The following is a 20,209-nucleotide window of genomic DNA, read 5'->3' as shown; positions in this document are numbered from 1 at the left end:
ATCCGAAAAATACATTGGATAGCCCCTTTCTTGCAATATACAATATTATCTACACATTGAACCTGAAAATGACCACATCACCATCTTGCATGACGTAATCTTTCCCTTCTGACCTGACAAGCCCTTTTTCTTTTGCCTGGGCAAACCCGCCACATTCTACCAGCACTTCAAACGGTACAACTTCAGCTCTTATAAATCCTTTTTCAAAATCGCTATGGATTTTGCCAGCAGCCTGTGGTGCTTTTGTTCCTTTTTTGATTGTCCATGCTCTTACTTCTTTTTCTCCTGCTGTCAAAAACGAAATCAGTCCCAAAAGCCTGTATCCTGCCTGGATTAAATTGTCAAGTCCCGATTTTTCAATGCCAAGTTCTTTTAAGAATTCTTTTTTTTCTTCTTCTGGCAGAGCAGCAATTTCCTCTTCGATTTTAGCGCAGATGACAATTACTTCTGACCCTTCTTCTGCTGCGATTTCCTTTACTACTTTTACATATTCATTTTCTTTTCCAATATCCTTTTCAGAGATATTAGCTGCATAAATTGTAGGCTTGAATGTAAGAAGATTGAGCGAATTTACAAATTTTAAATCGTCTTCATCATCGAATTTGAGCGTTCTTGCCATTTTGCCACTTTCCAATGTAGAATAGATCTTTTCCATGATTTCAAGCTCGTGTACTGCTTCTTTGCTATTTTTTGCAAGTTTTCTTGTCTTGTCAAGCCTTCTTTCCAGCATTTCCATATCAGCAAAGATCAGTTCTAAATTGATTATTTCAATGTCTCTTCTTGGGTTTACACTTCCTTCCACATGGACTATATCAGTGTCGTCAAAACAGCGAACAACATGAACAATTGCGTCAACCTCTCTTATATGAGACAAAAACTTATTGCCAAGGCCTTCACCTTTGCTTGCACCTTTTACAAGCCCTGCAATGTCAACAAATTCAATAAAAGCAGGTGTCACCTTTTCAGGATTGTATATTCTGGCAAGTACATCGAGTCTTTCATCAGGCACTGCGACAACTCCCACGTTGGGTTCAATTGTACAAAAAGGGTAGTTGGCAGCTTCTGCACCCGCTTTTGTTATAGCATTAAAGAGAGTACTCTTGCCTACATTTGGAAGTCCAACAATACCAAGTCGCATTTTTCTTTTTTGCCCCCTATGAAAATCTTTTGTTTTTTACAAATAAACAGTATAGAATACTTTGTGTCAAAAATCAATTTAGAATTGCACAAAATAAAAACGCCACCCCGCTTTCTTTTGAGCCATTTTACGAGGTGGCGCTAAAAAATTTTTAGAGCCCTTTAATCTTTTCTAAGTTTTTTCCCGATTATCATTCCAATCATCATACCCTTAAAAAGCCCTGTAAGATAAGAGCCGAGCATACATAGCATATTCTTTTTTGCCTTGAGTATGCTGTATCTACTTCTTTGGCGATTATACAGCTTTCTTGTTCTGACCATTTTTAATCTCCCCCTCTTTCTATTAATGTGTGCAACTGAAGAGGGGGATTATACATCATATTCTCTGTATTTTCGAGAAAGCAAAAGCACCCTTTGAACGTAGTTTATAGTCTCATCAAACGGTGGAATTCCACCAAACTTTAAAACATTTGCTGGACCTGCATTGTAAGCTGCCAGCGCAAGTTCAATGTTTCCACCAAACTCTTCAATCTTTTCCTTCAAATATCTTATCCCACCGTCTAAGTTTTCTATAGGGTCATATGGGTTTACACCAAGAGATTTTGCAGTTTGAGGCATAAGCTGCATAAGACCAATTGCGCCAGCCTTTGAGACTGCATCTTGACGAAAACCTGATTCTGCTTCAATTACGCTCAAGACAAGGCTTGGCAAAACTCCATATTGTTTTGCCTTTTGTGTTGCGATTGATATTATATCGTCTTTGCTAAGATTAAATTTGTCGGTCGAAGGCTCAAAAGAATAGCTTGAGCTTTGCAGGTTGTAGCTGCCAAGTCTTTTGTTCAAAATAATATCTGCAGCTTTTGTCTGTATGCTCAAAATTGGTGTATCAGTTTCTACATTGGTTGTTTGAACGGCATTTTCAAAACTCTTCACAAATATATCTTTAAAATTTTGGGGCAGGTTAGTTTTGCTTGATATTCTTTGCGCTATCTGGGAAAATTTCTGCGCAATAAAATCCTGAACATTATAAATTAACATAACAAAATCCCCTCAAGCTACTTTATTTTTAAATGCCTTTAGCATTCAAGATTCATATACTGAAGTTTTACATGCTCAAGCTGTTTCACATCGTTTTCAAATGCTTTTATCTCATCCTCTGTTGCCTGCATGTGCAAGATGATAAGTCCCTGGTTTGAACAGCTCTCACCTGCCTCATGAATTCCAAGTCTTGTTTTGATTAGACAGCCATGTTTCGTCAAAATTTCCTGAAGTTTTGGTGCATCATGCAACCTGTTGTCAACTAAAATTGCAGCTATAAAAGTTTTGCACATTTTCAAAACCCTCCTCTTTATTTTTATAATCGGTATTTTGAAAGCTCTTCTTTAAATACATTTGAAAGATTTTCCAGATCAGCAACCTTGTTCAAAAGCTCTTTTATGCTTTCTGCATACATGGAAATTGAAGCCGCCATCTCCTGTGCAGATGCAGAGTTTTCTTGAGATATTGCCGAAAGAGATGTAATTGTTTCGAATACACTTGAAATCCTCTCGGCTTCCTGCGAAAGAGATTCAATTTGCAAAATTAAAGTCTCAACCACATTTGATATTCTTTCAATGTTTTGATTGTTATTATTCACCACGTCATTTAAAGTAGATTCACTCTTTGTGAGTTTTTCAAACTGCTGGGTCAAAATAGTCGACAGATTTTCAATCTCCTCCACAAATGTTTTGAGGTTTTTGTTAATTGTCTTTGCAAACGACATGGTGCTATCTGCAAGTTTTCTTATCTCATCTGCGACAACTGCAAATCCAACACCGACATTTCCAGCTCTTGCAGCTTCAATTGAAGCATTGAGAGCAAGCATATTTATCTGGTTTGAAATCTCTGCAACTGTTGATGTTATCTTCATAACCTCGTTTGCCTCTTCAGAAAGTTTACTACCTTTTTGAACTATCTCAGAAAACTCGGTGCTTATTCTGTTTATATCCTTTGCAGCTTCACTTATGTCTTTTCCAGAATTATTAAGGATTTGATTAACATCAGTCAAAATATCTTTTGTTTGAGTTTGTTGAGAAACAATTTGTTTAAGATTTTCAATATTTTCATTCAAAGTTGTTACAGCTTTTTCAATTTCTTCTGCTTGATGAACAGCACCTTGAGCAACATCATTTACAATTCCAGCAACAGAATCAGAAAGATTTTTCATCTTGTCAGCAATCTCTTTTATGTTTTTAGAGAAGTTATATATCTCGTCACTTCCGCCTTTGAGTAAAAGCAAATCTTTTTTTACAGAAGATTTTGTAGTTGCTAACATTTTTGCAAAGTTTTCTAATTTGTCATTTGTCTTTATTATCAGTGAGCCGCTAAAGTCTAAATTCTTAAGTGAATTCAATTCGTCATAAATAGGCTTTAATGGTCTTAAGATGAAAAAAGCCGCAATGAATGTGGTTATGAAAGTTAGACCTGCCATAAGAAGATGGTTGACATATTCAGTTTTGTTTGAGTCAAGTATGAAGCTTAAAACTATAACAGCGATGCTTGAGAATATAGAAATCTTAAACTCTAAGGATCTTATAAAGCCTAAACCTGCTATTATATTAAAATAAGCTTTTTTAACCTTTCGGTTTGTCTTTTCAAATTTAATTCTAATCTTTAGATGATAAAATCCTTCACCATCTTTGAACCTTTCAAGCTCTTCAAAGTCAAGTTTCTCATTGAAAAATTCAGCACTTCCTTCAAGAAGACCAAGGAAATAATCATAAAATCCTCTTTTGGACACATATGTTATGTAGGCCTCGTTTGGCGATATCTCTTCAAAGATTATTCTGGGTGGTTTTGCACCTTTTATCATTCGGGTAAGCTGACTGTGAACATCGTCCATATATTCCAAAAAGCCTTTGAGAGACAGTCTTTGGAAATATGAGGGGAACCATTTACTAAAGGTTCTTATGTTGTTTTTTCCAATCTCTCTCCACATCTGCGATGGAAGAATATTTGCCTTTTCGCACGCCTTTTCAATCATCCTGTGAACAAGTTCATCGTCAATATCATCTGTGGGTGAAATTATTACCGACTCATCGAGCCCCATACCTTGCTTTGCATACTTTTTAACATCATCTCCCCATATATTTCCAATTGTTTCAAGCCAGGTTAAAACAACAGTTCCTTTCAAGCCTATATTTCCCCCTTCTAATAAAGTGCGATATATTAAAATAATACCACAAAAAATGAAAAAGAGCACAACTTTTATGTGCTCTTTTCAATTCTTCTTTGTGCTTCGCTTTCTATAAGTCTGTCCAAAAATATAGATTTTTCAAACACTTCTTTTCGTGCGATAATGCCTTTGTCAACCAAAACTTCAATTAGCGAGGTTATCATCAAGGTGTTTTTATAATCAACCTCTTTGAGCTGTGAAATCTGAGACAAAATATCAATTGATCCTTTCATTTGACCTCAATACCTCTCTTTCCATCAAAAATTTTAATTGCTATCATTTTGATTATTGGCTAAAATGTAATTGACTATACATCTGATGAAAACGGAGGGATTAATATAATGAACTATTTGTGGCTAATATTCGGACTTTTATCAGCTCTGTTTGCATCTCTTGTTGCAATATTTGGGAAGATTGGTCTAAAAGGCATTGATACAAACGTTGCAACATCTATAAGAGCCGTGATTATGGCTGCTTTTTTAATCATTGTAGTTGCATTTCAGGGGAAACTGAGCAAGGTTGGGGAAATATTAGCTGATAAAAAAGCTATTTTGTTTATTGTTTTAAGTGGCGTTGCAGGAGCTCTATCATGGCTTTTCTATTTTTTGGCTCTCAAGAATGGGAAGGTTCAGCAGGTTGCGCCAATCGACAGGCTTTCGGTTGTGTTTGCAATAGTACTTGCTGCCATTTTTCTTGGCGAGAAAGTTTCATTTTACACAGCAATTGGAGTGCTGCTAATTGCCGCAGGTTCTATATTTGTTGCACTGGGCTAAAAGAATATTTTTTTCAGATTTTAGAAAACAAACTTTGAAACTTTTAAGAGGGGAAAGACAGCATTATGAAAACCTGCTTTATAGTCAACACTTCTTTGGAAAAAGGACTTCCTATTTATCTCAAAAGCGTGGGCTTTAATCGGTATCAAGAACATATTGTTCGAAAGAATGGGCATCCGGATTATCATTATCTTCACACCGCGCAAGGTAGAGGAGTTTTGATTGTGGATGGAAAGGAATACATTGTGGATGAGTCTACTGCTTTTTTCTTGTGGCCAGGTGTTCCTCATGAATATTATGCGATATCTTCTGAGTGGTCAACATTGTGGCTTACTTTCAACGGTCCTGCTTGTGAGATGATATTAAAAACCATGGGAGTAAGGCCTTTTGAAATATTCAAGCTCTCAAGCAAAAAATATTTGGAAGGTATTTTAGAAGCTATTTCAAACAAAGCATCATTTTACAATTATATAGTGTCGATTGAGTGTTCGCAGCTCATTTATAGCTTCATCCTTCACATGGCATTAAATCTGCAAAATAAAATTGAGAGAAATTTTGAGAGCAACTATTTGAAGTTACTTCCAATCTTGAAATATATTGAAGATAATTATTCTAAAAACATTACCTTAGATGAACTTTCTAAGCAGATTGGTCTTTCACCGCAGCATCTTTGCTCAGTTTTTAAGAAGACTTTTCAAACAACACCCTACGAATACTTGATAAGAATTAGGATTCAAAAAGCAAAAGAACTTTTGATAAAAAACTCGATGATTCAAATAAAAGAAGTATGTTATGAGGTTGGATTCAAAAATCCAAGCTATTTTTGCTATATGTTCAAAAAGCTGGAAGGAATAACACCAATGCAGTTCAAAAGGCTTTTTGGTTAAAAAATTTTTTAAATGTCGTAACATTTATGGAAGCTTAGCGTTATATAAGGTAGAATAAAAAACAAGAAGAAGCTATTTTTTAGGAGGGAATTTAGTTAAAGATGAAAAACAGAAAGATTGGAGCTGTAAGTTTGGCAATCTTGCTGCTGCTGGCAACTTTTTTGGTATTTTTTGCGCGAAAGGCGGATGCATCATCTGCATCTTCTCAAGCCAAAACAGAGATTACTGTAAAAGGACAGGCATCTTTGTATGTAGAGCCTGACATAGCAATTTTGACATTTGGAGTTTTGAGCGAAGATATCAGTGCAGATACTGCTTACTCTTTGACATCAACCAAGATCAACAAGACAATTGAGGGGATAAAAAAGCTTGGCATTGACTCAAAAGATATAAAAACTCTTAGAATTAATGTTTATCCTAAATATTCTTACAACAAAGATGATGGTGCTTCAAAGATAGTGGGCTTTTATGCATCAACTGATTTGACCGTAACTGTAAGAAATCTTTCTCTTGTTGGAAAGGTTATTGACACTGCATTCAAAAACGGCGTGAATACGTTCAGCGGCTTGACATTTGATATTTCTAATTCATCACCTTATTATAACCAGGCACTCTCAAAAGCACTTGAAAATGCAAAGCAAAAGGCAGCAACAATTGCAAAAGGACTTGGCATAAGTCTTGGCAAGCCAAAATCTGTTACGGAAAATAGCTATGTGAACAATCCTCCAATAGTCTACTACAAAGCAGAAGCTATGGCTTCTTCAACATCAACCCAAATTCAGCCTGGAACAATTGAGATAAAGGCAGAGGTAACATTGGTATATTAAGATTTTCTAAAATATATGCAAAAAAATATATGCAAAAAGGCGGCAGTTTATTCCTGCCGCCTTTTCAGGTAGTTTTTTCAAGTAGCATCAAGATATTACAGATTTCTGTTTATAAAGTTTACAAAGTCACTCTTAGGTCTTGCACCAATAATCTTGTCAACTGCCCTGCCATTTTTGAAGAGCATTATTGTCGGAATGCTCATGATCCTGAATGCATATGCTATGTCGCCATAATCGTCAACATTGAGTTTTGCGAATTTTACTTTCCCTGCATATTCCTGAGCAAGCTCTTCTATAACAGGTGCAACCATTCTGCAAGGTCCACACCACGCTGCCCAGAAATCCACAACAACAGGAATATCTGATTGCAAGACCTCTCTTTCAAAGTTTTCACTTGTTAAAGTTACAATGTTATCTGCCATCTTTATCACATCTCCTTTCAATTTTTATATATACCCACTTTTATTTATTTGATAAACCTTAATAAGGTTTCAATCAGCTCATCAATGCTTTTTTCATTTTCAGTATTTTTGTACTCAGCAATGCATGACTTTGAATACTTTTCAAGTATAATTGCTCCCACCTTGTTGAGTGCAGCTTTTACAGCTGCAATCTGTGTCAAAACATCATTGCAAGACTTGTCATTCTCAATCATTTTCTGGATACCCTTAATCTGTCCTTCAATTTTTCTGAGTCTCAGCAGTAGATTTTCTTTTTCTTTGCTCAATTCATCCACTTTCTAACCCTCCCTATACCATATACCCCTATCACTTAATTATTATACTCTCTTTTTTCATTTTGTCAACATTTTTTAAAAATAATTTTTTGCAAAAGGTTTCTAAAATAAACATTAGATTTTAAGAGATAATTAAAGATAGAATTGATTTATCTCAAAAAATTTAAAAATAATAAAGAATTTTGGTCTTAAATTGCCCAAAATAGACTTTTTTAATAATTGACAAGTATTCACAGATGGGTATAATTAAAAATCAAGGAAGGTCAAAGTAAAACAAATCAGGGTATAAAGTCAAAGTCTCATGTCGTCTATGGGTTTCCAGCGGTTTTGAGGGCAAGGTATAAGTAAAAGTGGCAGTGGGAAAAATAATTTTAGCTATAAAACTAAATATTTTTTGAAAAGGAGGGATTTAAATGGCTATAAAGCCAGTGTTTGTAAGCACATATCCTCCGAGAGAATGTGGTATTGCCACTTTTACGCAGGATTTGGTAAATGCAATTGAAAAATATAATGATGTAAGACGTTGTTATATAATTGCTCTAAGCAAAGACAAGCATATTTATGACAATAGAGTGCTATATGATATTAATCAAGACAAATTTTCAAATTATGTAAAAGCAGCTAATCTTATTAATATGTCGGACATTGATGTTGTGGTAATTGAGCATGAATATGGAATATTTGGCGGAGAGGATGGAGATTATATAATCCCATTTGTGAAGCTTATCAAAAAACCAATCATTACAACATTCCACACAGTTTTGAAAAACCCAACTGCAAAACAATTTGAGATACTGAAAAAGTTGGCAGATGCAAGTTTCAAGGTCATAACAATGGCTAAAACCACCAAGGATATTCTCATGGAAGTGTATGACATAGAAGAAGAAAAGATCGAAATTGTTCACCATGGTGTACCATATATGGAGCTTGATGATAGAGAGACTTTGAAAGAAAAGTATGGATTAAAAGGTAGAAAAGTGATATCCACGTTTGGACTTATTAGTCCTGGCAAGGGTTTAGAGTATGCGATTGAAGCAATGAACAAGGTAAGAAAAGAATTTCCAGAGGCTGTGTATCTGATTTTGGGTCAAACACATCCAAATATCAAAAGAATAAAAGGCGAAGAGTATAGAGAAAAACTTATGAATATGGTAAAAGAATTAAAGTTAGAAAACAATGTCCAGTTTGTTGATAAATATCTAACAAAAGTAGAAATAATGGAATATTTGCGCCTGAGCGACATTTACCTGACTCCTTACATAGGGAGGGAGCAGGCTGTATCAGGGACACTCGCATATGCTATCGGTTCTGGCAAAGCTATAGTTTCGACGCCTTATACTTACGCTCAGGAAATGCTCTCGGATGGCAGAGGTGTTCTTGTAGAGTTTGAAGATGCACAGTCGATTGCAGATGGAATATTGATGCTTCTAAGAGATGAAAATCTCAGGAAAGAGATTGAAAGAAAGACATTGGAGATTGGCAAAGAAATGTACTGGCACAATGTCGCAAAGAGAATGATAGATATATTCTATGATGTTGTTGAAATAAACAAGAAGGTAGGGGTGATAGCATGAAAAGAGGAACAAAGAGGCTTGCCCTTCCTTCTTTAAACACAAAACATCTTTTTAGAATGACAGACTCAACAGGAATTTTGCAGCACGCTAAATTCTCAGTCCCAAACTATAAAGAAGGATATACAACAGATGACAATGCAAGAGCACTGATTGTTGCCTTGAGGCTTTATGAAAAGACGGGAGACAAATTATACCTTGACCTTGTTTATAGATACATGGCATTTTTATACAATGCTTACACTGAGGATGGCTTTTTCAGAAACTTTATGAATTATTCAAGGGTATTTCTGGACGAAAAAGGCACGGAAGACTGTTTTGCAAGGTCTTTGATTGCTCTTTCGTATGTTTACAGCTCTGAGATACTTGATAGTTCTATTAAAGAGCTTGCGTATGTGATGTTAAAACGCTCGCTCAGAAATGTTTTGCACCTCAGCTACCCGATTAGCATTGCTTATTCAGTAGTTGCACTTTCAATGTTGCACGACATAAAAGAGTTTTCAAGCGAAGCAAAAATGTACTTAGAAGCTCTTTCTGAAAAACTTTTAAACTTTTACCACAAACACTCAGATGAGAACTGGAAATGGTTTTCTGACAAGCTCACATATGCCAATGCAATAATTCCCTATGCTTTGTTTAGAGCTTTTGCTGTTACAGAAAAAGAAAAGTATTTAAAGGTTGCAAAAGAAGCTCTTGATTTCTTGTCTGGTATTTTATTTGAAAATGGAATTCTAAGAGTTATAGGGAACAGAGGATGGTATGAAAAAGGAAAAGAACGTCCTTATTTTGATGAGCAACCAATTGATGCATGTGTCTGTGTGATTGCCTATACTGAGGCTTATAAAATCACTGAAGAAAAAGAATACAAAGAAAAAGCTCTCAAAGCTTTCAAGTGGTTTTTAGGTGAAAATATTCACAAAAAACCTCTGTATGATGAAAAAACAGGTGGATGTAGAGACGGTATAGAAGAGGATGGCATTAACCAGAACCAGGGTGCAGAATCTACCATTTGTTACCTCTTAGCAAGGCTCTTCATCGAAGATCTTGTTAAAAGTGAAGAAAAGAATAAAGAGGTTGTGTAAGTTTTTCACAACCTCTTTTTTTCTTCTAATTTTTTAAAAATTGGCATATTTTGATTTTCTATGGTTGTTTTGAAATTACTTTGAGTATCTTCCTTACTAAGATTTAAAAAATTTTGTAGCATTTCAGTTATTCTTTCAATATCACTTGGCTTTTTCAATTCTTTTCTTCCTGCTGAGTAAAGTGTTTGATATTATTATTGACAAAAATTATAATTGTTATTAGAAAGAAAAAGATAGATTTTGGGGAGAAAGGTTTTAGTGATTTCAAAGCGAATTGAAGAAATCATAAATCTTTTGGATAGGTGCAATACTCTTGCTGATATAGGATGTGACCACGGGTATGTTGCGGTAGAAGCTATCAAAAGAAAAATTGCAGATAAAGTCTTTGCAGTTGACATCAATTTTCAGCCTCTTTTGAAAGCAATAGAGCTTTCTAAAAAAGAAAATGTAGATGATAAAATAGAGTTTTTGCTTGGCAACGGATTTGATCCAATTGAAGAGGATGTTGATGAAGCTGTTATAGCAGGGATGGGAGCAGAAAACATCTGTAGTATCTTATCCAGGGCAAAGGACAGAATATCTAATACCACTTTGATATTGCAGCCAATGAAAGACATTGAGCTTTTAAGAAAATGGCTTTTTGAAAATGGGTTTGATATATTAAATGAAAAGGTTATAAAGGACCAAAACAGGTTTTATGTCATTATAAAATCCAGCTACTCGGAAGAAAAAATATCTTTTTCAGACAAAGATATTTACATTGGAAAGCATATTCTTAACAGAACAGAAGAAGCTTACGAATTTCTTTTGAAAATGAAAGAAAAGATGCAGAAAATCATGGGGATGAAAAAGGAAAGTTTTTTAGATACCTCATATGAAGAAAAGGTTTTAATTATGATTGAGGAGGAATTGAAAAAGTGGTAAGTGCTCAGGAGATAATTTCGTTTATAGAAACCTATTTTCCCAAAAAACTCTCATATGAATGGGACAACTGCGGTCTTCAGGTTGGAAGTTATTCAGACAAAGTAGATTCAGTTTTGATATGTGTGGATGTGACAGAGGAGGTCTTAAAAGAAGCTATCTTGCTTGGAGCAAAGCTTATAATTTCCCATCATCCACTTATTTTTCAGGGAATCAAAAGTATAAAAGATGACACACCAGAAGGAAGGATTATCATAGATGCTATCAAAAACGGCATAAATATATATTCTGCTCACACCAGTGCAGATGTCTCGAAACATGGTATAAACTACTGGCTTGCCAATCTCATAGGTCTTGAAAACATTGAGGGTTTGAACATCAAACAAAAAAGTGGGTATTTTAAAGTTGTTGTGTATGTACCAGTAGACTATGTACAAAATGTGTTAGAGGCAATGGCAAATGAAGGTGCGGGCTTTGTTGGGAAATACAGCCATTGCTTTTTTGCAGTCGAAGGTGAAGGAAGTTTTAAACCTCAAGAAGGTGCAAAACCTTTTTTAGGACAGGTGGGGAGGCTTGAAAAGGTTAAAGAGGTAAGACTTGAGAGCATAGTGCCTGAAGATAAGCTCAAAAATGTAATAAAATCGATGTTAAAAGCTCATCCTTATGAAGAAGTTGCATATGACATATACCGGCTTGAAAATGATATATCATATGAAAGTTTAGGAGTTGTTGGAGAGAGAGAGGTTTTGGCAAAAGAACTTATCTTAGAGCTAAAACAAAAACTAAACCTTGATTTTGTAAAAGCAAGCATTCAAAAAGATGCTTTTAAGAAGATAGCCATTGTCAGTGGTTCTGGTAAAGACCTTATAAAAGATGCATATTTCAAAGGTGCAGACTGTCTTATCACAGGCGAAGTTGGTCACCACGGGATTTTGCTGGCAAAGTCGCTATCGATGAGTATAATAGAGCTTGGACATTATGAGAGCGAGAAGGTGTTTGTGGATATCGTTTACAGCCTTTTTGAAGACTTTAAGAAAAAAGATGATCTGAAAATATATAAATCCAAAATCAATACCAGCTTTACAAACATTTACTAAACCTAAATTTTAAAATTGTAAACAAAGAGGGTGAAAAAGGCACATGAGCGAGTTTATAAGAAAGAGAATAAGAGAACTTGTTGATCTTATCAATTATCATGATTATAAATACTATGTTGAAGATAATCCAGAGATCAGCGACTATGAATATGATATGTTATATCGTGAGCTTGTTGAGCTTGAAAAGCAATACCCTGAATATGTGTTTCCAGATTCTCCTACTCAAAGGGTTGGTGGAAAGGTAAAAGAAGGTTTTAAAGAGGTTGTGCATCGTGTGCCGCTTCTTTCGCTTTCAAATGTGTTCAATGAAGGGGAACTTTACGATTTTGACAGAAGACTAAAGGAACTTATTGGTACATCTAATTTTGACTATGTTGTTGAATACAAGATTGACGGGCTATCTGTTGCGCTTGAATATGAGAATGGTCTTTTTATCAGGGGTGCAACTCGTGGAGATGGCAATGTAGGTGAGGATGTGACAGAAAACTTAAAGACTATAAGGTCTATTCCGCTAAGGCTAAAAGAAGACATCTCCATTGTTGTTCGTGGAGAGGTGTTCATGCCCAAGGATGAGTTTATAAAGCTCAACCAGGAAAGGGAAGAGAATGAAGAACCTCTTTTTGCAAATCCACGAAATGCAGCGGCAGGGTCGCTTCGTCAGCTTGACCCAAAAATAACAGCCCAAAGAAAACTTGATATATTTGTCTTCAATATCCAGTGGTGTGAAAAAGAGCTTGAAACACATGCACAAGCGCTTGAGTTTTTAAAGCATCTTGGTTTTAAAGTTTCACCTGACTATGTTGTTTGCAGGGATATTAAAGAAGCATTTGAAGCTATAAAGAAAATTGAAGAAAAAAGGGACTTGCTTCCTTTTGAGATAGACGGTGCTGTTGTGAAGCTGAACCAGCTAAGACTGAGAGATGTTGCGGGGGAGACTGCAAAGTCGCCCAGATGGGCTGTTGCTTACAAATTTCCGCCTGAGAAAAAAGAAACAAAGCTATTGGATATTGAGGTCAATGTTGGACGCACAGGTATTCTAACACCCACGGCAATTTTGGAGCCTGTAAGAATTTCAGGTTCTGTTGTTTCAAGGGCAACTCTTCATAACATGGATTATATAAGGCAAAAGGACATTAGAATTGGCGATACAGTAATAGTGCAAAAAGCTGCAGAGATTATCCCTGAGGTTGTTGAGGTTGTGTTTTCAAAACGAACGGGGCAAGAAAGAATTTTTGAGATGCCAAAGAAATGTCCTGTTTGCGGAGCAGATGTTATAAAATTTGAAGATGAGGTTGCATACAGGTGTACAGGTGTTGAATGCCCTGCTAAAAGTTACAGGTTAATCTTACACTTTGTTTCGCGCGATGCAATGGACATCGCCGGCATGGGCGAAATGGTTGTAAAAACCTTGTTTGAAAAAGGTCTTATAAAGACTCCTGCTGATATTTATTATTTGAAGTTTGAAGACTTGGTAAATTTAGAGCGTTTTGGAGTAAAGTCTACAAATAATTTGTTGAAAGCTATACAAGCATCTAAAAACAGACCATTAGACAGGCTAATATATGCGCTTGGGATAAGGCACATTGGGCAAAAAGCTGCAAAAACTCTTGCTGAGCATATATCGTCTATAGATGACCTTTTTACTATAACAGAAGAGCAGCTTTTATGTCTTCCTGACTTTGGTGAAAAGATGGCAAAAAGCGTTGTGACATTTTTCAGGCAGGAGCAGACAAGACACCTAATAGAAAGGCTAAAAGCTGCTGGTGTAAATACAGTTTCTGAAAAGAAAGCAAAATCGGATATTTTAAAAGGCTACACATTTGTTTTGACAGGGGCTTTGTCAAAGTATAGCAGAAATGAGGCAAAAGAGATTTTAGAAAGTCTTGGTGCAAAAGTGACAGAAAGTGTATCTAAAAAGACAACAGCTGTGATTGTAGGTCAGGACCCTGGTAGCAAATTTACAAAAGCTCAGCAGCTTGGTGTTAAAATTTTGAACGAAGAAGATTTTGAAAAGTTAGTAAAAGCTTTGTCGCGCGAGGAAGCAGAAAAGATTTTAATGGAGTGAGTTTGTTTGCAAAACAATAGAAGAAAAACAATTAACAGGTTGAGACATATAATAAATGTCTTTGTAAAACACGGGTTTGGCTATGTCTTTAGTAGCACTCCGCTTGTAAAATTTAAAAGGTTTTCTGAAAACAAAGTAAATAGAGGACAGAGGCTTAAAAATGCTTTAGAAGAGCTTGGAACAACATTTATCAAAATGGGTCAGCTTCTTGCTAACAGACCTGACCTTGTGCCAGAAGACATTATAGCAGAGCTTAAAAATCTTCAGGAAAACGTAAAATCATTTTCCTTTGCTGAGGCAAAAACTATTTTGGTCCGAAATGGTATCTTTGATAAGTTTGAATATATAGAAAGAGAACCAATTGCAACAGCTTCAATTGGTCAGGTCCATATAGGTTATATAGATGGCAAAAAGGTTGCTGTGAAAATAAGAAGACCTAATGTTGATAATGAGGTTAAAACTGATATAGAGATATTAAAAAGAATAAGTGCAATTTTGGACAAGTACTCACCAGTAAAAAATATTGTCAGTTTTTCGGATATAGTAAACGAAGTTGCAAATGTGCTTTTAAAAGAGATAGATTTCAGGTTTGAACAAAACAACATAAAAAAGTTAAGGAAAGCTTTTTCAACCAAGGTGGTTATTATTCCTGATGTGTATGATGATCTTTGCTCCGAAGAGGTTCTTGTTACAAGTTTTGTTGAGGCAAATACTCTGGGAAGCATAGATGCAGAAAAAATTCCACTTGATAAGAGGCTGAAGCTTGGCAAAAAGCTTGTAAATCTGTATCTTTCACAGATATTTGAGCTGGGAGTATTTCATGCTGACCCTCATCCAGGTAATATTTTAATTACAGATAATCACGATATTGCCTTTGTAGACTTTGGAATGGTAGGTTACCTTAGCAAACAAGATAGAGAAGGTCTTTCTAACTTGCTTTTGGGAATAGTTCTGAATGATAAGAAAAGAGCAATAAAGGCTTTCAAAGAGCTTGGAATAATTCAAAAAGGCATTGATGCCAACAAATTTTACAATGATATTGAAAGTATAGTGAATCATTATATAAACCAGCCCATCAGTTCTATAAAGGTAACAGATGTGTTCAATGATGTCTTTAAGCTTACGTTTAAGTACAAGCTAAAAATTCCCCACCAGTTTGTTTTTTTTGGCAGGACGCTCAGCCTTCTTGAAAATGACATTGCTCTTTTGAAAGTTGATTTAAATATTTTAGAGGCGATTTTGCCGTATGTAAGCAGGCTTGTGTTAAAAAATAGGCTGTCTAAACTTAGCATTTCAAATTTGTTTGAGATTCTGGTATCTTACCTTAGTTTGTTTGAATTTTTGCCTAAAAAGACAGAGACAATATTAGAAAAGCTTGAAGAGGACGAACTTACAGTTAACATCGAGATTAAAAACATAGACAAGATTCTGCACCAGATGGAAAGACTTGCAAACAAAGTTTCGCTTTCGGTTATTTTTCTTTCAGTTAGTATAATAATTGCAGGCATGACAGTTGGAGGTTTGCTTTCTCCCGCCTTGTACAAAACAATCTTATCAGCATGGTATTTATGGGCTTTGAGATTGGGTATATTAATATTGATTGTTCTTATTATCATCATGCTTGTTATGATTATCAGAAAAGAAAAATAATATTTGTGGAGGTGTGAGAAGTGAAGGATTTATTAGAAAAGGTTATCAACATCGGACTTGGAGTTTTTGCCATCTCAAAAGAGAAAGTAGAAAAATTTGTGAATGAGCTTGCTGAAAAAGGTGAGATTAGCAAAAATGAAGTACAAGAAATGGTAAATAAGATTATGGAGAAGGGCGAAGAGCAGAGAAAGGACCTCAACGACTATATTGCAAAACAAGTTGAGAACATTTTAAACAAGATGAACCTTGCAACAAAGTCAGAAGTTATTTCAGAGGAGAGAATAAGAGAGATAATAAGAGAAGAGCTGTCAAAACAAAAGAATGAATAGAAAAACTTTTCTTTTTAATTTTTTTTGACATTTTGAAAAAAAAGTAATATAATTAAATTAAAACATACTATTTCGATTGGAATTAGGGGGTATACAGGTGATATATAACAGTATCGTGGAGCTAATTGGGAAAACGCCTCTTGTGAGGCTAAATAAGCTTTCAAAAGATCTTGATGCAGAAATAGTAGCAAAAATAGAATATTTTAATCCCGGTGGAAGTGTAAAGGATAGAATTGGTCTTGCTATGATTGAAGATGCTGAAAAAAGAGGCCTCATAAACAAAGAAACTGTAATTGTTGAACCAACAAGCGGTAATACAGGAATTGCTCTTGCAATGGTTTGCGCTGTTAAAGGTTATAAGCTTATTTTGACAATGCCAGAGACAATGAGTATCGAAAGAAGAAAACTGCTTCGGGCATATGGGGCTCAAATTGTTTTGACACCTGGTGAGAAGGGTATGAAAGGTGCAATTGAAAAAGCTTTTGAAATTTATAATTCAACCCCTAATGCATTTATGCCACAACAGTTTGAAAACCTTTCAAATCCTGAAATTCACAGAAAAACAACTGCACTTGAGATTTGGAATGATACAAATGGTAAAATTGATATATTTGTTGCTGGAGTTGGCACAGGTGGAACAATCACAGGAGTTGGTGAAGTTTTGAAGGAGAAAAAGCCGTCTGTTAAGGTTGTGGCAGTTGAACCTTATGACTCTGCAGTTTTGTCAGGAGAAAAGCCTCGTCCTCACAAAATACAGGGGATTGGTGCAGGGTTTGTGCCGAAGGTATTAAATACAAAAATATATGACCAAATAGTCAAGGTAAAAGCCGAAGATGCATATGAGATGTCAAGATATTTAGCAAGAGAAGAAGGCATCTTGGTGGGGATATCATCTGGTGCAGCACTCTATGGTGCTTTAGAGGTTGCAAAAAAGCAAGAAAATAAAAAGAAGATGATTGTTGTTCTTCTTCCAGACACAGGAGAAAGGTATTTGTCTACTGATTTGTTTGATGTCGGGATGTAAAATTTTGGCTCTATGCCTCTTGATGCGACATAGAGCCTTTTTCATTTTCTTCTTTCCATTTTTTATATGCAATCTTTGCTATACCGCCTGCAATATGTGTCTTTTCGCTACTTTCACCACTTTCTAACTTGATTTTTGCATATTCAGGTTTGCTTTGCAAAATTGCCTTTGCTGTTTGACTGCTGATTCCTAAAAACTCAGCAATTTCATCTGCTGATTTATTCTCTTCGTTATGAAGATAAATCACAAATATTGCTTCCATCAACGATGCAAGCCATGTAAGTCTTTTATACTCAACAAGTTTTTTAGGACCACCTAAGATGTCTATAGCAATCATAAATATTTCTTTTATCACCTTGTCCATGTCTTGTTTTAAAAGCTCAATCCTTTTCATGGCTTGCACCTCCTTTGTTTTACCAGTTTTTTATCTCATTCCTTTTCACCAGAGTTTTGGTTGGTGAGAGTAGAAAGAGGATACAGCACTTTGATAAGCCCAGTTTGGTCTATTTCAAACACATATGTCTTTGAGTCATGACCGCACATTCTGCAGCCATCAACCCTCAAAAGACGTATAACCTCACCAATTGGTTTTTTGAAAGTAGAACTGTCAAACTTGTTCATGATAATCTGTTTTGAAAATACAATTGTACCATCTACAATGTGGCTCACAGCATATCCACCTGCAGCTTCAGCTGATAGGTGTTCTTGTCCACTTCTCTTTTGTGAAATCATAAGAGTGGTGAGTTTTTTAGACTTTAAGAAATTATAAATTGTCCTCACAATCTCACGGGCGTAAATTTCCTTTGATTCAAAAAATCCAGTAATAGAGTCAATAACAACATTTTTTACATTAAACTTTGATGCGGCATTATCAATAGTCTTTATAAAGTTATTTATATTTCCGCGGATGTTAAAATCTCTTGTCACGTCAAGTATATAGATATTTTCTTCCACTTTAGATTTGTCAATGTTCATTGCATTTGCGCGAAATAACAATGATGAGTACAAAAACTCAGCAGGTGTCTCAACAGTAACATACAGAACACTATTTCCCTCATTTGCCTGCACTACAGCAAACTGTTCAGCAAAAAGGCTTTTACCTGTATCTGCAACACCACTTACGTTTATCACCGAGTACGCAGGAATTCCGCCAAGTGGTTTTATTACAGGTTTTCCCTGGTCTTTCGAAAACTCAAGCTTGTAAAATAGTTTGTCTATCCCTTCAACTCCTGTCTTTACGCCAAAAAGTTCAGGTGCAGCTTTAGATAGGTCTTTGAGCTTCACAGCATCTTGTATGTGATCCATCTCTTGGGTTTTTGGAGTTGCTGACTCATGAGTTTTCTGAGCTGTGGTCTCCTTTGCTGCCATTTGATGCCACCTCCTTTCTTTCTTTAAAGGAGGATTATACAACCTTCCAATATTAAATATTATTACAAATTAATACTTTGTCAAGGTCAGAAAAAGTCAAATTTCTTAAAATTTTTTTGATTTTTTCGGACATTTGCTCTTTATTGGGGTTTTTTCTTCTGAAAATTATTATTTGCTCTTTTTCTTAATTTCTGAAATGCAAAACTATTGATGTTGATTCGAAGGATTTTTTGTTATAAAATGTTATTACTATAAATATTCGAGGTTGGTTTTTATATTTCCAATTAGGGAGAGATAAAATAAAATTTGGTATGAGAAAACCAAGCATAAGAAAGAGCATAGCTGCAAGGACAAGCGTCAAAAGGTTTGTCAGGCATAATTTGGGATTGAAAGCACCAAGAGGATATGGATGGATAACAAATCCTAAAAAATACATGTACAACAAAATCTATAACAGAACAACTTTTAACATATTTCCACTTTTGAAAAAGTTGTTTAAATGAAGTTCCAATACAATGCATACACGATTGAGAATAGCAATATTTAGTATTCAATAAACTTTTTAATAGCACCTTAAGTGGCAGTTTATAAAAGTTAAGGTGTATGGGTTTGGGGAGCAGGAAAAACATTTTTAGTAGAGAGTCTTTTTTGGTAAAATAAAGATGCTGGATGAAAAAGATGTTTCTGAGTGAAAAATATGATTTAATTAAGATTATAAAGGAGATGATTTTAGATGGAAACAAGCAAATTTGAGTTTGAACTTCCTAAGGAAATTATTAATTATTTGCCAAGTAATGATGAAGAGTTTTTAAAGAAAATTAAGGAACTTATAGTTTACACATTAGTAAAGGAAGAAAGGATTTCATTTGGTAAGGCAGCTGAAATACTTGGGATGAATAAAATAGATTATTTGGCTGATTTAGGTGCCTTGGGCATAAACTATTTTGACCAAACCATTGAAGAAGTAATTAAAGATAAAGAGAATTTAGACAAGTTGTTGGAGGATTACAAAAGTGATAGTAGTTTCTAACACAACTCCAATTATTGCCTTTGCAAAAATAAACAGATTGGAAATTTTAGAGTATTTATTTGGAAGAATTTATATTTCAGAAGGAGTCTACAAAGAACTTATATCTAATAAAAAGTTCATCTTCGAGATTGAACAGATAACCAAGAGTAGTTTTATAATTGTAAAAGAAGCCAAAAATCGGTTAGCAGTGGAATTAATTCAAAAAATGCATGGTTTAAACATGGGTGAAAGCGAATCAATAATACTATTTAAGGAATTAGGTGGAGACCTTTTAATCATGGATGAAAAGAAAGGCAGGAAAGTAGCATCTTCTTTGGATATAGAACTTACAGGAACATTAGGTATTTTATTGAAGGCAAAACAGGAAGGCATAATCATTGAGTTAAAACCCATATTAGAAAAGTTAATTGAATCAAATATTAGGATAAGCCATGAGCTATATAAGGAAATTTTGAAAAGTGCTAACGAAATGTTCTAATTTAAATATTTCAAGAAACT

24 protein-coding genes are annotated in these 20,209 nt (G+C 35.1%); 14 read left to right on the top strand and 10 right to left on the bottom strand.

The genetic code is table 11. The annotated features are described in order from the left end of the window. Positions 1–49: 49 nt before the first annotated feature. The 6 genes from ychF to ATHE_RS08155 form a co-directional block, all read right to left on the bottom strand. Positions 50–1,138, bottom strand: a complete 1,089-nt coding sequence (ychF, locus tag ATHE_RS08175) for a redox-regulated ATPase YchF (RefSeq protein WP_015908061.1) — start codon at positions 1,136–1,138, stop codon at positions 50–52. A 161-nt stretch (positions 1,139–1,299) separates the two neighbouring features. Then, the gene (locus ATHE_RS14785) at positions 1,300–1,458 is read right to left on the bottom strand and encodes a hypothetical protein (RefSeq protein WP_015908060.1); all 159 of its coding nucleotides are present in this window, start codon (positions 1,456–1,458) and stop codon (positions 1,300–1,302) included. A gap of 48 nt (positions 1,459–1,506) precedes the next feature. Further along, entirely contained in the window at positions 1,507–2,175 is a 669-nt protein-coding gene (locus ATHE_RS08170) for a lytic transglycosylase domain-containing protein (protein ID WP_015908059.1), read from the bottom strand. A 38-nt stretch (positions 2,176–2,213) separates the two neighbouring features. Further along, positions 2,214–2,468, bottom strand: a complete 255-nt coding sequence (locus ATHE_RS08165; RefSeq protein WP_013430076.1) for a hypothetical protein — start codon at positions 2,466–2,468, stop codon at positions 2,214–2,216. A gap of 23 nt (positions 2,469–2,491) precedes the next feature. Further along, on the bottom strand, positions 2,492–4,378 hold the full coding sequence (locus ATHE_RS08160) for a heme NO-binding domain-containing protein (protein ID WP_179121863.1): 1,887 nt from the start codon (positions 4,376–4,378) through the stop codon (positions 2,492–2,494). Between the two features lie 5 nt (positions 4,379–4,383). Next, the gene (locus ATHE_RS08155; protein WP_013403025.1) at positions 4,384–4,584 is read right to left on the bottom strand and encodes a hypothetical protein; all 201 of its coding nucleotides are present in this window, start codon (positions 4,582–4,584) and stop codon (positions 4,384–4,386) included. 108 nt (positions 4,585–4,692) lie between these two features. Here ATHE_RS08155 and ATHE_RS08150 point away from each other — a divergent pair, with 108 nt between their 5' ends. From ATHE_RS08150 to ATHE_RS08140, 3 genes are all read left to right on the top strand, one after another. After that, entirely contained in the window at positions 4,693–5,124 is a 432-nt protein-coding gene (locus ATHE_RS08150) for an EamA family transporter (protein ID WP_013430078.1), read from the top strand. Between the two features lie 65 nt (positions 5,125–5,189). Further along, entirely contained in the window at positions 5,190–6,011 is an 822-nt protein-coding gene (locus ATHE_RS08145) for an AraC family transcriptional regulator (RefSeq protein ID WP_015908057.1), read from the top strand. A gap of 101 nt (positions 6,012–6,112) precedes the next feature. After that, positions 6,113–6,838 carry an SIMPL domain-containing protein gene (locus ATHE_RS08140; RefSeq protein WP_015908056.1) on the top strand — a complete coding sequence of 242 codons (726 nt, stop codon included), beginning with the start codon at positions 6,113–6,115 and terminating at the stop codon, positions 6,836–6,838. 95 nt (positions 6,839–6,933) lie between these two features. On the opposite strand, the gene trxA is transcribed toward ATHE_RS08140, so the two are convergent. Next, positions 6,934–7,260 (bottom strand): thioredoxin, encoded by a 327-nt coding sequence (trxA, locus tag ATHE_RS08135; protein ID WP_013430081.1) that lies wholly within the window; start codon positions 7,258–7,260, stop codon positions 6,934–6,936. Between the two features lie 44 nt (positions 7,261–7,304). Further along, positions 7,305–7,574, bottom strand: a complete 270-nt coding sequence (locus ATHE_RS08130; RefSeq protein ID WP_013290262.1) for a metal-sensitive transcriptional regulator — start codon at positions 7,572–7,574, stop codon at positions 7,305–7,307. 413 nt (positions 7,575–7,987) lie between these two features. On the opposite strand from ATHE_RS08130, the gene ATHE_RS08125 reads away from it, so the two are divergent. The 8 genes from ATHE_RS08125 to cysK all read left to right on the top strand — a co-directional run bounded on the left by ATHE_RS08125 (position 7,988) and on the right by cysK (position 17,313). Beyond that, positions 7,988–9,148, top strand: coding sequence for a glycosyltransferase family 4 protein (locus ATHE_RS08125; RefSeq protein ID WP_015908055.1), 1,161 nt, complete (start codon positions 7,988–7,990; stop codon positions 9,146–9,148). Further along, the gene (locus ATHE_RS08120) at positions 9,145–10,227 is read left to right on the top strand and encodes a D-glucuronyl C5-epimerase family protein (protein WP_015908054.1); all 1,083 of its coding nucleotides are present in this window, start codon (positions 9,145–9,147) and stop codon (positions 10,225–10,227) included. Before ATHE_RS08125 ends, ATHE_RS08120 begins: the two co-directional genes overlap by 4 nt. Positions 10,228–10,485: 258 nt before the next feature. Then, positions 10,486–11,151: a tRNA (adenine(22)-N(1))-methyltransferase gene (locus ATHE_RS08115; protein WP_015908053.1), complete on the top strand. Its 666-nt coding sequence runs from the start codon at positions 10,486–10,488 to the stop codon at positions 11,149–11,151. Beyond that, positions 11,145–12,245: a Nif3-like dinuclear metal center hexameric protein gene (locus tag ATHE_RS08110; RefSeq protein WP_015908052.1), complete on the top strand. Its 1,101-nt coding sequence runs from the start codon at positions 11,145–11,147 to the stop codon at positions 12,243–12,245. Before ATHE_RS08115 ends, ATHE_RS08110 begins: the two co-directional genes overlap by 7 nt. A 43-nt stretch (positions 12,246–12,288) precedes the next feature. Further along, positions 12,289–14,310 carry an NAD-dependent DNA ligase LigA gene (gene ligA / locus ATHE_RS08105; RefSeq protein WP_015908051.1) on the top strand — a complete coding sequence of 674 codons (2,022 nt, stop codon included), beginning with the start codon at positions 12,289–12,291 and terminating at the stop codon, positions 14,308–14,310. A gap of 6 nt (positions 14,311–14,316) precedes the next feature. Continuing rightward, the gene (locus ATHE_RS08100; RefSeq protein WP_015908050.1) at positions 14,317–15,960 is read left to right on the top strand and encodes an ABC1 kinase family protein; all 1,644 of its coding nucleotides are present in this window, start codon (positions 14,317–14,319) and stop codon (positions 15,958–15,960) included. 20 nt (positions 15,961–15,980) lie between these two features. Next, positions 15,981–16,289, top strand: a complete 309-nt coding sequence (locus ATHE_RS08095) for a phasin family protein (RefSeq protein WP_015908049.1) — start codon at positions 15,981–15,983, stop codon at positions 16,287–16,289. Positions 16,290–16,386: 97 nt separating this feature from the next. Then, positions 16,387–17,313, top strand: a complete 927-nt coding sequence (cysK, locus tag ATHE_RS08090) for a cysteine synthase A (RefSeq protein WP_015908048.1) — start codon at positions 16,387–16,389, stop codon at positions 17,311–17,313. 10 nt (positions 17,314–17,323) lie between these two features. Here the strand turns inward: cysK and ATHE_RS08085 are convergent, their stop codons facing one another. Both ATHE_RS08085 and ATHE_RS08080 read right to left on the bottom strand, forming a co-directional pair. Then, a complete protein-coding gene (locus ATHE_RS08085) occupies positions 17,324–17,707 on the bottom strand; it encodes a hypothetical protein (protein WP_013430092.1) in 384 nt (127 codons plus the stop codon). A gap of 35 nt (positions 17,708–17,742) precedes the next feature. Then, a complete protein-coding gene (locus ATHE_RS08080) occupies positions 17,743–18,681 on the bottom strand; it encodes a KaiC domain-containing protein (protein ID WP_015908047.1) in 939 nt (312 codons plus the stop codon). Positions 18,682–18,980: 299 nt separating this feature from the next. Between ATHE_RS08080 and ATHE_RS08075 the strand changes: the two genes are divergently transcribed. The 3 genes from ATHE_RS08075 to ATHE_RS08065 all read left to right on the top strand — a co-directional run bounded on the left by ATHE_RS08075 (position 18,981) and on the right by ATHE_RS08065 (position 20,189). After that, a complete protein-coding gene (locus ATHE_RS08075; RefSeq protein WP_015908046.1) occupies positions 18,981–19,184 on the top strand; it encodes a hypothetical protein in 204 nt (67 codons plus the stop codon). A gap of 230 nt (positions 19,185–19,414) precedes the next feature. Then, a complete protein-coding gene (locus ATHE_RS08070) occupies positions 19,415–19,711 on the top strand; it encodes a UPF0175 family protein (protein WP_015908045.1) in 297 nt (98 codons plus the stop codon). After that, positions 19,695–20,189: a DUF3368 domain-containing protein gene (locus tag ATHE_RS08065; protein WP_015908044.1), complete on the top strand. Its 495-nt coding sequence runs from the start codon at positions 19,695–19,697 to the stop codon at positions 20,187–20,189. The genes ATHE_RS08070 and ATHE_RS08065 overlap by 17 nt, the downstream gene beginning before the upstream one ends. The last annotated feature ends 20 nt before the right edge of the window (positions 20,190–20,209 follow it).

It is taken from the genome of Caldicellulosiruptor bescii DSM 6725 (assembly GCF_000022325.1).
Classification (GTDB): domain Bacteria; phylum Bacillota; class Thermoanaerobacteria; order Caldicellulosiruptorales; family Caldicellulosiruptoraceae; genus Caldicellulosiruptor; species Caldicellulosiruptor bescii.
Note: the sequence above shows the minus strand (reverse complement) of the source record. Positions and strands in the feature narration are given on the sequence as shown.